Source organism: Brumimicrobium glaciale, from assembly GCF_004152935.1.
In the GTDB taxonomy this organism is placed as follows: Bacteria; Bacteroidota; Bacteroidia; order Flavobacteriales_D; family Crocinitomicaceae; genus Brumimicrobium; species Brumimicrobium glaciale.
In genome coordinates, this window is sequence record NZ_SETE01000006.1 from 127,738 (window position 1) to 142,373 (window position 14,636).

The 14,636-nt window shown below is 36.2% G+C and carries 13 protein-coding genes and 5 tRNA genes; all 18 read left to right on the top strand.

Annotated elements, in window-relative coordinates; translation table 11 throughout:
- Positions 1 to 75: 75 nt before the first annotated feature.
- The 18 genes from ERX46_RS14020 (at position 76) to rpoB (ending at position 14,628) form a co-directional block, all read left to right on the top strand.
- Positions 76 to 2,151: an alanine/glycine:cation symporter family protein gene (locus ERX46_RS14020; protein ID WP_130094505.1), complete on the top strand. Its 2,076-nt coding sequence runs from the start codon at positions 76 to 78 to the stop codon at positions 2,149 to 2,151.
- A 5-nt stretch (positions 2,152 to 2,156) separates the two neighbouring features.
- Positions 2,157 to 3,089, top strand: coding sequence for a helix-hairpin-helix domain-containing protein (locus ERX46_RS14025; protein ID WP_130094506.1), 933 nt, complete (start codon positions 2,157 to 2,159; stop codon positions 3,087 to 3,089).
- Positions 3,090 to 3,177: 88 nt separating this feature from the next.
- On the top strand, positions 3,178 to 4,317 hold the full coding sequence (locus tag ERX46_RS14030) for an acyl-CoA dehydrogenase family protein (RefSeq protein WP_130094507.1): 1,140 nt from the start codon (positions 3,178 to 3,180) through the stop codon (positions 4,315 to 4,317).
- Positions 4,318 to 4,393: 76 nt separating this feature from the next.
- On the top strand, positions 4,394 to 4,585 hold the full coding sequence (gene rpsU, locus ERX46_RS14035) for a 30S ribosomal protein S21 (protein WP_107038390.1): 192 nt from the start codon (positions 4,394 to 4,396) through the stop codon (positions 4,583 to 4,585).
- A gap of 59 nt (positions 4,586 to 4,644) precedes the next feature.
- The gene (locus ERX46_RS14040; RefSeq protein WP_130094508.1) at positions 4,645 to 5,520 is read left to right on the top strand and encodes a tyrosine-type recombinase/integrase; all 876 of its coding nucleotides are present in this window, start codon (positions 4,645 to 4,647) and stop codon (positions 5,518 to 5,520) included.
- A gap of 417 nt (positions 5,521 to 5,937) precedes the next feature.
- Positions 5,938 to 6,011, top strand: a tRNA-Thr gene (locus tag ERX46_RS14045).
- Positions 6,012 to 6,026: 15 nt separating this feature from the next.
- Positions 6,027 to 6,108, top strand: a tRNA-Tyr gene (locus ERX46_RS14050).
- A 27-nt stretch (positions 6,109 to 6,135) separates the two neighbouring features.
- Positions 6,136 to 6,208, top strand: a tRNA-Gly gene (locus ERX46_RS14055).
- 25 nt (positions 6,209 to 6,233) lie between these two features.
- Positions 6,234 to 6,305: transfer RNA gene (locus ERX46_RS14060), tRNA-Thr, on the top strand.
- 96 nt (positions 6,306 to 6,401) lie between these two features.
- Positions 6,402 to 7,589, top strand: a complete 1,188-nt coding sequence (tuf, locus tag ERX46_RS14065; protein ID WP_130094509.1) for an elongation factor Tu — start codon at positions 6,402 to 6,404, stop codon at positions 7,587 to 7,589.
- 52 nt (positions 7,590 to 7,641) lie between these two features.
- Positions 7,642 to 7,714 (top strand) — tRNA-Trp (locus tag ERX46_RS14070).
- Positions 7,715 to 7,729: 15 nt separating this feature from the next.
- On the top strand, positions 7,730 to 7,942 hold the full coding sequence (gene secE / locus ERX46_RS14075) for a preprotein translocase subunit SecE (protein ID WP_130094510.1): 213 nt from the start codon (positions 7,730 to 7,732) through the stop codon (positions 7,940 to 7,942).
- 27 nt (positions 7,943 to 7,969) lie between these two features.
- Positions 7,970 to 8,521: a transcription termination/antitermination protein NusG gene (gene nusG / locus ERX46_RS14080; protein WP_130094511.1), complete on the top strand. Its 552-nt coding sequence runs from the start codon at positions 7,970 to 7,972 to the stop codon at positions 8,519 to 8,521.
- 87 nt (positions 8,522 to 8,608) lie between these two features.
- Positions 8,609 to 9,049: a 50S ribosomal protein L11 gene (rplK, locus tag ERX46_RS14085; protein WP_130094512.1), complete on the top strand. Its 441-nt coding sequence runs from the start codon at positions 8,609 to 8,611 to the stop codon at positions 9,047 to 9,049.
- Between the two features lie 12 nt (positions 9,050 to 9,061).
- Positions 9,062 to 9,757: a 50S ribosomal protein L1 gene (gene rplA, locus ERX46_RS14090; RefSeq protein WP_130094513.1), complete on the top strand. Its 696-nt coding sequence runs from the start codon at positions 9,062 to 9,064 to the stop codon at positions 9,755 to 9,757.
- A gap of 11 nt (positions 9,758 to 9,768) precedes the next feature.
- Positions 9,769 to 10,290: a 50S ribosomal protein L10 gene (gene rplJ / locus ERX46_RS14095; protein ID WP_130094514.1), complete on the top strand. Its 522-nt coding sequence runs from the start codon at positions 9,769 to 9,771 to the stop codon at positions 10,288 to 10,290.
- A gap of 43 nt (positions 10,291 to 10,333) precedes the next feature.
- On the top strand, positions 10,334 to 10,705 hold the full coding sequence (gene rplL / locus ERX46_RS14100) for a 50S ribosomal protein L7/L12 (protein WP_130094515.1): 372 nt from the start codon (positions 10,334 to 10,336) through the stop codon (positions 10,703 to 10,705).
- 110 nt (positions 10,706 to 10,815) lie between these two features.
- The gene (gene rpoB / locus ERX46_RS14105; RefSeq protein WP_130094516.1) at positions 10,816 to 14,628 is read left to right on the top strand and encodes a DNA-directed RNA polymerase subunit beta; all 3,813 of its coding nucleotides are present in this window, start codon (positions 10,816 to 10,818) and stop codon (positions 14,626 to 14,628) included.
- Positions 14,629 to 14,636 lie beyond the last annotated feature (8 nt).

Genomic DNA, 14,636 nt, shown 5'->3' on the forward strand with positions numbered 1-14,636 from the left:
TAAATTAGCGAATCTGACCCTTAAAAAGGTGAGGTATTCGAAAGGTTATTAATTTGAACACAAAAAAATATATTTATGAGATTAGCTAAAATTTTGGCTACCCTATTTCTGTTTTCTAGTTTTGTTTATGGACAGGATGTACCATTATCAGCAGAACTAACAACCAAAGATAAATCGCAAGCAATTGATGATGTTTCAGTTCAAATAGATGTTAAAGGGGGTAAGAAACCTTATAAATATGTTTGGAATAATGAAAACATATCAATCTATAATAAAAAATTTGACGGTTGGTCTGAAGGAGATTCCGTAATCGTTACTGTAATTGATGCAAATTTTGATTCAATTGTAGTAAAAGGATATGTGAAACCAAATAGCTTCTCTGAACATGTTAATAATGGTATGAAACCAGCTGTTTCAATATTAGATAAGATTTTATTCGCTAATGTTTGGTCAGATACCGTTAAAGTAAATGAGTTTGTATTAAAGGCTCCATTTGCGTTAGCACCAGAATCTGAAAACTATACAATAAAAGAGTGGTTAAGAAAGGATGGAGAGGTAGTGAAACACCTTGATATGATTGCCATTTTAAAAGATGGAGATAAAGAATTTCCGTTTTTCGCAATGGGTGATGGTACACTTATTTACGGTGAGCATAAAGGACAGAAGGTTGGTGCAGGAGACAAGGTTTCATTCATTAATAAAAGAGGAAATAAATCCGAAAAGATTTTAGGAAAGATAGACTATTCATCTCCTCAACCATTTTACTTTAAAAACCTCACCAATAAATCTCAAGGCATCCCATTAATTGTAGTTTGGCTTGTAGCCGGAGCGTTTTTCTTTACTTTTAAGATGGGGTTCATCCAATTTAGAGGTGTTAGACATGCAATTGATTTAGTACGCGGAAGATACGATGATCCTTCTAAAGAGGATGGAGAGGTCACACATTTTCAAGCACTTGTTACTGCACTTTCAGCAACTGTTGGACTAGGAAATATAGCCGGTGTTGCAATCGCAATTAGTATGGGAGGTCCAGGAGCAACATTCTGGATGATTCTTGCTGGACTAATTGGAATGGCTTCGAAATTCGTAGAGTGTACGCTTGGTGTTAAATATCGTATTTTAAAGGAAGACGGAGAAGTTTCAGGTGGACCTATGTATTATTTGAGTCGCGGTTTAGCAAAACGAGGTCCTGGATTTAAACAATTAGGAAAGGTTTTAGCAATTATCTTTGCAATACTTTGTGTTGGTGGATCTCTTGGTGGTGGAAACATGTTCCAAGTGAATCAAGCATTTAATCAATTGTCAGAAATTCCTGGTTGGGAAGGGTTCTCCGCTTATGGACTGTACTTCGGAATCGGAATGGCAATTCTAGTAGGAATCGTAATTGTTGGTGGAATTAAAAAAATTGCTAGCGTAACAGATAAAATTGTACCAACAATGGTTGGTATTTATGTGATTTCAGCATTGGTAATTATAGGTTTTAATTATGATAATTTAGGTCATGGTTTTAATACAATTATAACTGGAGCATTTAGTCCAGATGCAATGTATGGAGGTTTTATTGGAGTACTGATTTTAGGATTTCAACGTGCTGCATTCTCAAATGAAGCCGGAGTAGGTTCTGCACCAATTGCACACGCTGCTGCCAAAACTGATGAACCAGTGAGTGAAGGAATCGTCGCGATTTTAGAACCATTTATTGATACAGTGGTGGTTTGTACAATGACCGCTTTAGTAATTATATTTACTGGTTATGCTCAAGATCCTGAAGGTCTAGAAGGTGCCGCTTTAACTTCTGCAGCATTCTCATCTTCTTTGGGTGATTGGTCTTTATATGTCCTTTCTTTCGCTGTGGTATTGTTTGCATTCTCAACTATGATTTCTTGGTCTTATTACGGATTGAAAGCCTGGACTTATGTTTTTGGAGAAACAAAAATATCTGGATTAATCTATAAATTCATCTTCTTAGTATTTATTGTAATTGGGGCATCTGTAGGATTAGGAGAAGTAATTAAATTCTCAGACTTAATGATTCTTGGTATGGCATTCCCAAATATCCTTGGACTTTTGATTATGTCAGGAGAAGTAAAAAGAGATCTGAAAGATTATTTTGTACGTGTAAAATCAGGAGCAATTAAAAGATTTAAATAGAAATATTGACGAAAAAAAGTTGGGACAGTGATTGGATTCATTTTTCTAAACGAGCCCGTAGAGGAATTATCGTTTTGTTAATTCTATTCATCGCTATTGCAGTAGCTCCACGTTTATATTACAACTATTTCTATTCTCCTCCTCACTATGATGTTGAAGTTCGATCATTATTAGCTTCAACTAATAAGGCTGATTCAATTGAAGCGAAAGTTGCGAAAGTAACCAGTCGTTATACTCAACCTTCTGCTCTGTTCAATCCAAACGAGTATTCTTTGGAAGAATGGATGGCAATTGGATTGTCTGAAAAACAAGCGGCTTCTATTCTGAAATATTTGAAGAGTGGAGCAGTTCTCAAGATAAAATCAGATCTTAAAAAACTCTATGTTATAGACGAAGATTTGTACGTTTTATTAGAACCAAAAGTGGCTTTGCCTGATTCAATTGAAAAGCCATCCTATATTGCGTCATCAAAATATTCATCTACTAAGAATGAAAAGTCATTTGAACAAAACCAAAAAGAAACTGTAAAAGAAGAGCTCGCTCCGATTTCAATTAATACCGCCACAGCTTGGGATTTAAAGAAAATCCCAGGAATAGGACCTTACTTTGCTAAAGAAATCATCAAAGTTCGTGAGGCTTATGGCGGAATAATTTCTTACGATCAACTTTTTGATGTGTACTTAATGGATGAAGAGAAAATAGAAGCGATGAAACCTTTTCTAATTCTTGACGCAACTGATATAAAGAGATTAAATATTAATACAGCGTCAGAGAAAGAATTAAGAGATCATCCTCTGATTAGTTATGATATGGCAAAATCTATTGTTTTCTTCCGAGAAAATCACCGACCATATAAAAGAATCGATGAGGTGATTTTATCTCCCTATATTGATCATGAAAAATTTAAAGCTTTAAAACCTTATTTAAAGGTGGAATGAGAATAGAGTACTGAAGCAAATAAAAAATATACTATATTTGCAAATTGCGATTACGAAAACAAAACATAAGAACTTAAATTATATAAAAATGAACTTTGATCTAAACGAGAATCAATTAATGATTCAACAAATGGTGAGAGATTTTGCTGAGAAGGAAATTAAACCACATTTATTAGAATGGGATGAAAAAGAGCACTTTCCTGTTGATGTAATGAAAAAACTAGGTGACTTAGGTTTACTTGGAATTTATGTTCCTGAAGAGTATGGAGGAAGTGGTTTTTCCTATGATGAATACGTTACTGCACTTATTGAATTAGGAAAAGTTTGTGGTGGAATTGGTCTTTCAGTAGCAGCTCACAATTCATTGTGTACAGGTCATATTTATTATCACGGATCAGAAGAGCAGAAGAAAAGGTTTTTACCAAAATTAGCATCTGGTGAATTTATTGGAGCATGGGGTTTAACTGAGCCAAACACAGGTTCTGATGCCATGAGAATGAAAACAACTGCAGTTAAAGATGGTGACGATTGGATCATTAATGGTGCAAAAAACTGGATTACTCACGGACTTTCTGGAGATGTATCTGTAGTTTTAGTGCGTACAGGAGAATTGTTAGACAGTAAGGGAATCTCTGCATTTATCGTAGAAAAAGGAACTCCTGGTTTCTCTGCAGTGCAAATCAAAGGAAAATTAGGTGTTAGAGCAAGTGAAACAGCTGAACTTATTTTTGATAATGTTCGTGTTCCAAATGCAAATCTAATTGGTGAAGTCGGAATGGGCTTTGTTCAAGCAATGCAAATTCTTGATGGTGGACGTATTTCTATCGCAGCATTAAGTTGTGGTGTTGCTCGTGGTGCTTATGAAGCTTCAGTAAAGTACGCTAAAGAACGTGAACAATTCGGAAAACCTATCGCACAATTTCAAGGCATTAGCTTTAAATTAGCTGATATGGCAACAAACGTAAAAGCATCTGAATTATTGACATTTAATGCTGCAGCTTTGAAGAATAAAGGAGCTAAAATGACAGAGGAAGGAGCTTATGCAAAGTATTTTGCGAGTGAAACTGCTGTGATGTGTGGTAACGAAGCTGTGCAAATTATGGGTGGTTATGGTTACACAAGAGAGTATCCAGCTGAGAAGTTTTTACGTGATGCAAAGTTGATGACCATTGGTGAAGGTACCTCTGAAATTCAAAAAGTAGTTATTTCAAGAGAAATTTTGAAATAAGTATTGTTCATAAGATTTATCTTATTATCTTTGCCAACCTGTTTATAGAATTAGAAAACGAAATTAAATATAGAATATGTTAGTAGTACCTGTAAAAGAAGGAGAGAACATAGAAAGAGCTCTCAAGAAATATAAGAAGAAGTTTGAAAAAACTGGACGTATGCGCGAAATCCGTAGACGTAAAGAATTCGTTAAACCATCTATCTTAGGACGTCAAGCACGTATCAAAGCGGCTTACAAACAACGTTTACAGTCTAAAGAAATATAAAATATTCTTTAAAAGAATACGTTAAGGAGTCTAGTAATAGGCTCCTTTTTTCATTTTATATGGTTGAACAATTCATTATATATCTCAATACAGAGAAAAGAGTATCGGAACATACCAGTACTGCATACGAAAAAGATGTTAAGTCTTTTTTAGAATTTGTTGCCGTGGATAATGAAGAAGATTTAAAAGAACTGACCTACCAAAACATTAGAGCTTGGATTGTTGAATTAATAAATAACAATCATTCCAATAGAACAGTTAATAGAAAATTATCTTCTTTGCGTACGTTTTTTAAATGGGCCCAAAAGAATCATATCATTGAGGTTGATCCAATGTTAAAGGTTAGAGGTCCGAAACAAGAAAAACGATTACCTGAATTCGTAAAACAAGAAGAAATTGAAACCGAAGATCTTAATAAATTATTTCCTGATGGATTCTCGGGATTACGTGATCGTTTAATTATTGAAGTATTTTACCAAACAGGAATTCGTCTTTCAGAATTGATCAATTTAAAACAAGTTGATTTCGATAACGAAAAAATAAAAGTCCTTGGTAAAAGAAATAAAGAACGGATCATTCCTATAACCACAGCTCTTTCTGATCAAATCAAAGACTATTTAATATCTCCAGTGTATCAAGGGGCGAATATTGAATATATTTTCATTACTGACAAAGGGAATAAGTTGTATCCTAAGTTCGTTTATAGAAAAGTGAACTACTATCTTTCTTTGCTTACTAATCTATCCAAAAGAAGTCCGCATGTGTTGAGGCATACCTTTGCAACACACATGTTGAATAACGGCGCAGGACTAGAAACGCTAAAAGAGATTTTAGGACATGCCAATTTAAGTGCTACACAAGTGTATACCCACAATTCTTTTGATCAAATTTCTAAAATTTACAAACAATCACATCCAAGGGGAGGGGAAGAGTAAGTATGTTAATGGTGACGAGTAAAGTTGAAGGCATTATTCGCCTTCCAAATTCCAACTATTCAATCAGAAATTAATTACATCTCAATAGCAAGATCCCAAAAACGATATAATGTCCATTCATATTTTATAGATCTAAACCGTGGTTATTAATATTTCGCATCGTTTTTTATCTCTAATTTAAAAATAGTTCATTTTTTTTTAAAATATTTTCATGTTGCGTTTTTAGTGAAATCCTTTGTTTCACAATAGGTTAACAGTAGGTAAGGAAGAGCTTGTTAAACAAAAGAGAAAATAAATTAAAAATATTTCAAAAAAACGCTTGTCAGAGTTTATTTATTTAATACATTTGCAACCCCGAACGAGTTCAATAAGCTAGTTAGGGAGTTCTTTAAAAGGTTATAATTTACCAACAAAAGTGCCGATGTAGCTCAGCTGGCTAGAGCAGCTGATTTGTAATCAGCAGGTCGGGGGTTCGAGTCCCTCCATCGGCTCACAAACTTTATATTGGGGGGATACTCAAGCGGCCAACGAGGGCAGACTGTAAATCTGCTGATTTTATCTTCGAAGGTTCGAATCCTTCTCCCCCCACACTAAGGTTTAACTTTTATATTTTAAGCGGGAGTAGCTCAGTTGGTAGAGCGTCAGCCTTCCAAGCTGAGGGTCGCGAGTTCGAGTCTCGTCTCCCGCTCAATATAACCTTTTATTGGCTCGCTGCCGGTGTAGCTCAGGGGTAGAGTGCTTCCTTGGTAAGGAAGAGGTCACGAGTTCAATTCTCGTCATTGGCTCGAATTACACAGGGGAGTCACTCATGATTATGAGTGAATTTTCTTGTATGTACAAGAAAATAATTAGTAAGTATATTAACAAGTAACAAATAAAACATGGCTAAGGAAACATTTAATCGTTCCAAACCACACTTGAACATTGGAACAATCGGTCACGTCGATCACGGTAAGACAACATTAACTGCTGCTATTGCTGCAGTTTTGTCGGCAAAAGGTTTTTGCCAAGCACGTAGTTTTGACTCAATCGATAACGCTCCTGAGGAAAAGGAACGTGGTATTACAATCAATACATCTCACATTGAGTATGAAACTGAAAATCGTCACTACGCACACGTAGATTGTCCGGGTCACGCCGATTATGTTAAGAACATGGTTACGGGTGCTGCTCAAATGGATGGTGCGATTTTAGTTGTTGCTGCAACAGATGGACCAATGCCACAAACACGTGAGCACATTCTTTTAGGACGCCAGGTTGGTATTCCAAGAATCGTTGTTTTCATGAACAAAGTGGATTTAGTGGATGACGAAGAATTATTAGAATTGGTTGAGCTTGAAATTAGAGAGCTTTTATCATTCTATGATTATGATGGAGATAACTCTCCAGTAATTCAAGGTTCTGCTCTTGGAGCTCTTAACGGAGACGAGAAGTGGAGTGATATTGTAATGGAGCTTATGGCTGCTGTTGATACTTGGATTGAATTACCTCCTCGTGAGGTTGACAAACCATTCTTGATGCCTGTTGAAGATGTATTCTCGATCACTGGTCGTGGTACTGTTGCAACTGGTCGTATCGAAACTGGTGTTATCAACTCTGGTGAAGAGGTTGATATCCTAGGAATGGGTGATGAGAAACTTAAATCTGTAGTTACTGGAGTAGAGATGTTCCGTAAGATTTTGGATAGAGGTGAAGCTGGTGATAACGTTGGACTTCTTTTGAGAGGTATTGACAAATCAGTTATCCGTCGTGGTATGGTTGTTTGTAAACCTGGTTCTACAACACCACACGCTAAATTCAAAGCAGAGATATACGTTCTTAAGAAAGAAGAAGGTGGACGTCACACTCCATTCCATAACCGTTACCGTCCACAGTTTTACTTCCGTACAACTGATGTGACTGGTGAGATTCATTTAGGTGAAGATCGCGACATGGTTATGCCTGGTGATAACGTAACAATTACTGTTGAACTTATCGTTCCAATCGCAATGAACAAAGGTTTACGTTTTGCAATCCGTGAGGGTGGTAGAACTGTAGGTGCTGGTCAGGTGACTGAAATCATAAGCTAGAATAAAATAAATTAGAAAAAGGGGAGTTTTTTAAAACTCCCCTTTTTCCACTACGGGCGTAGCTCAGTTGGTAGAGTACTGGTCTCCAAAACCATTGGTCGTGGGTTCGAATCCTACCGCCCGTGCAAAATAGAAAGAAATTGGCAAATATTGTAGAATATCTTCAGGATACATACCATGAGTTGGCTCACAAAGTGAGCTGGCCAACATGGACAGAGTTACAGAACAATACTATTATTGTAGTAATTGGTTCTGTTGTATTTTCCTTACTTATATTTGTAATGGATTTTATCTTCGGAATAAATCCATCAACATATTTCTGGAAAGGAATTCTTGGATTAATTTATCCATAATTAATAATACGTTTTAACGGGATTACTATGGAAGAGGTTAAAAAAAGATGGTACGTTGTTCGCGCAATTAGCGGAAAAGAAAACATGGTTAAGGAATACCTTGAAATGGAAATTAATCGACAAAAGTTGAATGATTTCTTTGGTCAAATCCTTATTCCAACAGAAAAAGTGTTTCAAATAAGAAATGGTAAGAAAATTTCTAAAGAGAAAACATTTTTACCTGGTTATGTTCTGATCGAAGCTGCTCTTGTAGGAGAGGTACCTCACGTTATAAAGGGTGTTCCAAATGTAATAGGTTTTCTAGGTGCAGAAAAGCACGGAGATCCATTACCGATGAGAAAAACTGAAGTTAACCGTATCCTTGGTAAGGTTGACGAAATGTCGGAAAACGAAGAAGAAATGAAAATTCCTTTCGTTATCGGTGAATCAGTTAAGGTAGTCGATGGTCCATTCAATAATTTCAACGGTACAATCGAAGAAATTAACGAAGAGAAAAAGAAATTGAAAGTTATGGTGAAAATATTCGGTCGAAAAAACTTGGTCGAATTAAGCTATATGCAAGTAGATAAAGAGAATTAATAAGTTTATTTAACCAGTAGGAGTGGTGGTGATGATTAAAGCTTCCCATCTATACGATCACGTTAGGACTACACAAACTATATATAAATGGCTAAAGAAGTAGCAGGTTTGATCAAATTACAGATCAAAGGTGGTGCAGCAAATCCTTCTCCGCCCGTTGGTCCCGCACTTGGTGCAAAAGGGGTTAACATCATGGAGTTCTGTAAGCAGTTTAACTCAAGAACACAAGATAAGGCTGGAAAAGTATTACCTGTTGTAATCACTGTCTATGGTGATAAATCGTTTGATTTTATCATCAAAACTCCACCAGCAGCAATTCAATTATTGGATGCAGCTAAACTTAAAAAAGGTTCTGCAGAGCCTAACCGCTTAAAAGTGGCTAGTGTTTCTTGGGATCAAGTTAAAGCAATTGCTGAAGATAAAATGGCTGACCTTAATTGTTTTACAATTGAATCAGGTATGAAAATGGTTGCTGGAACAGCAAGAAGTATGGGAATCACCGTAAAAGGTACATTTCCTCAAAACTAAAAAACATTAATCATGGGACGTATTTCTAAAAAAAGAAAAGAAGCGTTATCAAAGTATGACTTTGATAAAACGTATTCGTTGACTGAAGCGTGTGATTTAGTTAAGACAATCACAAATTCAAAATTTGATGCTTCTGTTGACATCAGTATTCGTTTAGGAGTTGATCCTAGAAAAGCGAATCAAATGGTAAGAGGAACTGTAGCTTTACCTCACGGAACTGGAAAGGATATTAAAGTACTTGTACTTTGTACTCCTGACAAAGAAGAAGAAGCGAAAGAAGCAGGTGCTGATTACGTTGGTTTAGACGAGTACATTGAGAAAATTAAAGGAGGTTGGACTGATATCGATGTGATTATCACAATGCCATCTGTAATGGGTAAAGTAGGTGCCTTAGGTCGTATATTAGGACCAAGAGGTTTAATGCCTAACCCTAAAACTGGTACTGTAACAATGGATGTCGCGAAGGCAGTTCAAGAAGTTAAGGCTGGTAAAATCGATTTCCGTGTTGATAAATTCGGTATTGTTCATACTAATATTGCTAAGGTATCTTTCGATGGTAGCAAGATTAAAGACAATGCAGCAGAATTATTGAATACATTGATTAAGATGAAACCATCTGCAGCTAAGGGAATGTACATCAGAAGTATTTACATGAGTTCTACAATGAGCCCAAGTATTCAAATTGACGCTAAATCTGTTGTCGCTTAAAATTTTTAAATATGAATAGAGAAGAAAAAGCGCAGTACATAGACAATTTAACAGCAGAATTAAAAGAAGCAGGTATTTTTTACCTAGCTGATACATCTCAGTTGTCTGTAGCAAAAATCAACGATTTAAGAGCTAGATGTTTCAAAGCAAACGTTAGTCTAAGAGTAATCAAAAATACTCTTCTTGCAAAGGCTATCGATCGTATTGAAGACAGAGATCTTAGTGAATTGAAAAAAGCGCTATCAGGACCAACTGCAATTATGTATGCTGAAGTAGGTAATGCGCCTGCAAAAATTATTAAAGATTTCCGTAAGAAAACTGAAAGACCAATCCTTAAAGCAGCTTATGTTGAAGAAACAATATACATCGGTGATGAAAATCTTGATGCATTAGTTGAAATCAAAAGCAAGGATGAACTTATCGGAGATATTATCTCATTGTTACAAAGCCCAGCGAAGAATGTTATTTCTGGACTTAAAGGACAAGGTGGTAAAATCGTTGGAATCCTTAAGACGCTCTCAGAAAGAGCATAGATTAAATATTATTTATTAGAACCTTTTTTAAACAAAAAATAAAATGGCTGAATTAAAAGACATCGCTGAAACATTAGTTAACCTTACAGTAAAAGAAGTTAACGAATTAGCAACTATCCTTAAAGATGAGTACGGTATCGAACCTGCTGCTGCTGCTGTTGCAGTTGCTGGAGGAGGTGCTGCTGCAGAAGCTGCAGAAGAAAAAACTGAGTTTGACGTAATCCTTAAAGCTGCCGGTGGTAGTAAATTGGCTGTCGTAAAATTAGTTAAAGAATTAACTGGTCTTGGATTGAAAGAAGCGAAAGCAGTAGTTGATAGTGCTCCTTCTCCAATTAAGGAAGGTGTTTCTAAAGACGAAGCAGATAGCTTAAAATCTTCATTAGAAGAAGCAGGAGCTGAAGTTGAAGTTAAGTAATAACTATACTTATTATACAGTACAGGCATCCTCGATTTTCGGGATGCCTTGTCCTGTTTTTATGCATTTATACGCATCTGGTTCTTTTTTCATAACAAAATTTCGTAGTCTTGGCAACATCAAATAATATCGCTACAAGAATTAATTTCGCTTCTAGCAAAAGTGTTTTTGAATATCCTGACTTTTTGGATGTTCAACTAAAATCGTTCCGTCAGTTTTTTCAACTTGAAACGACTCCCGAGAACCGTGAAAAGGAAGGTCTTTTTAAAGTTTTTTCTGAAAACTTTCCTATAACTGATACAAGAAATCAATTTGTCCTTGAATTTTTGGACTACTTTATTGATCCGCCTCGCTACTCTATTGAAGAGTGTATAGAACGTGGATTGACGTATAGTGTCCCATTGAAGGCTAAATTGAAACTTTATTGTACTGATCCAGAACATGAAGATTTTGAAACGATAGTTCAAGATGTTTATTTAGGAACTATTCCTTACATGACTCCTAAAGGATCATTTGTAGTGAATGGAGCCGAACGTGTTATTGTATCTCAGTTGCACCGTTCACCTGGTGTTTTCTTTGGTCAATCTCGACACGCAAACGGTACAAAACTATACTCTGCAAGAATAATTCCTTTTAAAGGTTCTTGGATAGAGTTCGCAACTGACATTAATAATGTCATGTATGCATATATCGATCGTAAGAAAAAGCTTCCTGTTACAACTTTGTTCAGAGCTATTGGATACGAAAGTGATAAAGACATTTTAGAGATTTTCGACTTAGCAGACGAGATAAAAGCAACCAAAACTAATCTTAAGAAAGTTTTAGGTCGTAAGCTTGCTGCTAGAGTTCTTAAATCTTGGATCGAAGATTTCGTTGATGAGGATACAGGAGAAGTTGTATCTATTGAACGTAACGAAGTAATCTTAGATCGTGATACTGTTCTTGATAAAGACAATATCGAAGAAATCATTGAAGCAGGAACTAAAACTATCATCCTTCATAAGGAAGATGTAAATTCTGCTGATTTTACAATTATATATAACACCCTTCAAAAAGATACTGCAAACTCTGAAAAAGAAGCAGTAGAGGTAATCTATAGACAATTACGTAATGCTGAGCCGCCAGATATTGAAACTGCACGTAGTGTATTCGATAAATTGTTCTTCTCAGACACGCGTTATGATCTTGGTGAAGTAGGTCGTTTTAGAATAAACAAAAAACTTAAAATTTCTGACGATGAAGAGTCAAGAGTTTTAACAAAAAGTGATATAATTAAAATCATTAAATATCTGATTGAGTTAATTAACTCAAAAGCAGAAGTTGATGATATTGACCACCTTTCTAATCGTCGTGTTAGAACGGTAGGTGAACAATTGTATTCTCAATTTGGTGTTGGACTTGCACGTATGGCTCGTACAATTCGTGAAAGAATGAACGTTAGAGATAACGAAGTATTTACTCCAATTGACTTGATTAATGCGAAAACACTTTCGTCAGTAATTAATTCTTTCTTTGGAACGAATCAGTTGTCTCAGTTCATGGATCAAACCAATCCTCTTTCTGAAGTAACACACAAAAGACGTTTCTCTGCACTAGGACCAGGTGGTCTTTCTAGAGAGCGTGCTGGATTTGAGGTACGTGATGTTCACTACACACACTATGGTCGTCTTTGTACGATTGAAACACCAGAGGGACCAAACATTGGTTTGATTTCTTCTCTTTGTGTATTTGCGAAAGTAAATAAACTTGGTTTTATCGAAACTCCTTATAGAAAGGTAGTAAACGGTAAAGTTCAATTAGACGAAGAGCCAATTTATTTATCTGCTGAAGAAGAGGATTCAATGATGATTGCGCAAGCAAACGCTCCATTGAATGACAACGGTGAATTTATAGGTGATGTTGTTAAAGCACGTGAAGAAGGAGATTTCCCAGTTGTTGAACCAAGTCAAATTAATTTGATGGACGTTGGAGCAAATCAAATTGCTTCTATTGCGGCTTCTTCTATTCCTTTCTTGGAACATGATGATGCCAATCGTGCTTTGATGGGATCAAACATGCAGCGTCAAGCACTTCCGTTATTGAAGCCTGAATCTCCAATTGTTGGAACAGGAATCGAACGTTTAGTAGCGCGTGACTCTCGTGTATTGATTAATGCTGAAGGAAACGGAATTGTAGAATACGTAGATGCCAACCAAATTGTGATTAAATACGATCTTTCAGAAGAAGATCAAATTGTATCATTCGATGGTAGCACAAAAACATACAGTTTAACAAAATTCAAGAAAACTAACCAAGGTTCTACAATGAACTTGAAACCTATCGTAAAGAAAGGTGACACAGTTGAAGAAGGACAAGTACTTTGTGAGGGTTATGCAACGCAACAAGGTGAATTGGCTTTAGGACAAAACATGAAAGTTGCTTTCATGCCTTGGAAAGGGTATAACTTTGAGGATGCGATTGTAATTTCTGAGCGTGTAGTGCGTGAGGATGTATTTACATCTATCCACATCGATGAATATTCTTTAGAAGTGCGTGACACGAAACGTGGAATGGAAGAGCTTACAGCTGATATTCCTAACGTAAGTGAAGAAGCAACTAAAGATCTTGATGAAAACGGATTAATCCGTATTGGAGCAGAAGTTAAAGAAGGAGATATTTTGATTGGTAAGATTACACCAAAAGGTGAAACTGACCCATCTCCAGAAGAAAAACTATTGCGTGCAATCTTTGGTGATAAAGCCGGAGATGTGAAAGATGCTTCATTAAAAGCTGGACCTTCTTTAAGAGGTGTAGTTATTAATAAGAAACTTTTCTCAAGAGCAGTAAAAGACAGAAAAACTAAAGCTCAAGATAAACCAATTCTAGAAAACCTAGATACGGATTATGAAAAAGATTTAGGAGACTTAAAAGGTATTCTTGTTCAGAAATTATTGGTTATTCTAGAAGGTAAAAAATCTGCTGGTGTAACAAATAACTTTAGAGAGGAAATCATCAAAAAAGGATCTAAATTCTCTGAGAAAGCTTTAAGTATAGTTGACTATGTGATTGTAAATCCAAGTAAATGGACTGAAGAAGATGATACTAACTCAATGATTCAGCGAGTTATTCATAACTTCACTATTAAGGCCAATGATTTATTAGGAAATTACAAGCGTAAAAAATTCCATATCTCTGTAGGAGATGAGTTACCAGCTGGTATCGTTAAATTGGCTAAAGTTTACTTGGCTAAGAAACGTAAATTGAAAGTTGGTGATAAAATGGCGGGTCGTCACGGAAATAAAGGTATTGTGGCAAACATTGTTCGTCAAGAAGATATGCCTTTCCTTGATGATGGTACTCCAGTAGATATCGTGTTGAACCCATTGGGTGTACCTTCACGTATGAACTTAGGTCAGATTTATGAAACTGTTCTTGGATGGGCAGGTCAAAAACTGGGTGTTAAGTTTGCTACACCAATTTTTGATGGTGCTGAACCTTCAGAAGTTGCTGAGTACTGTGATAAAGCTGGTATTCCACGTGCAGGTAAAACTTACTTGTATGATGGTGGAACAGGAGAACGTTTCCATCAACCTGCAACTGTAGGTGTAATCTACATGTTGAAACTATCGCACATGGTAGATGATAAGATGCACTCTCGTTCAATCGGACCATACTCATTGATTACGCAACAACCACTTGGTGGTAAGGCACTCTTCGGAGGTCAGCGTTTTGGAGAGATGGAAGTTTGGGCACTTGAAGCATTCGGTGCAGCTAACATTCTACAAGAAATCTTGACTGTTAAATCTGATGATGTGAACGGAAGAGCTAAGGCTTACGAAGCAATCGTAAAAGGCGATAACATGCCGCAGCCTGGTATTCCAGAATCATTTAATGTTCTTCTTCATGAATTAAGAGGACTTGGATTGAATATCAAGATGGATTAATAGTCAAA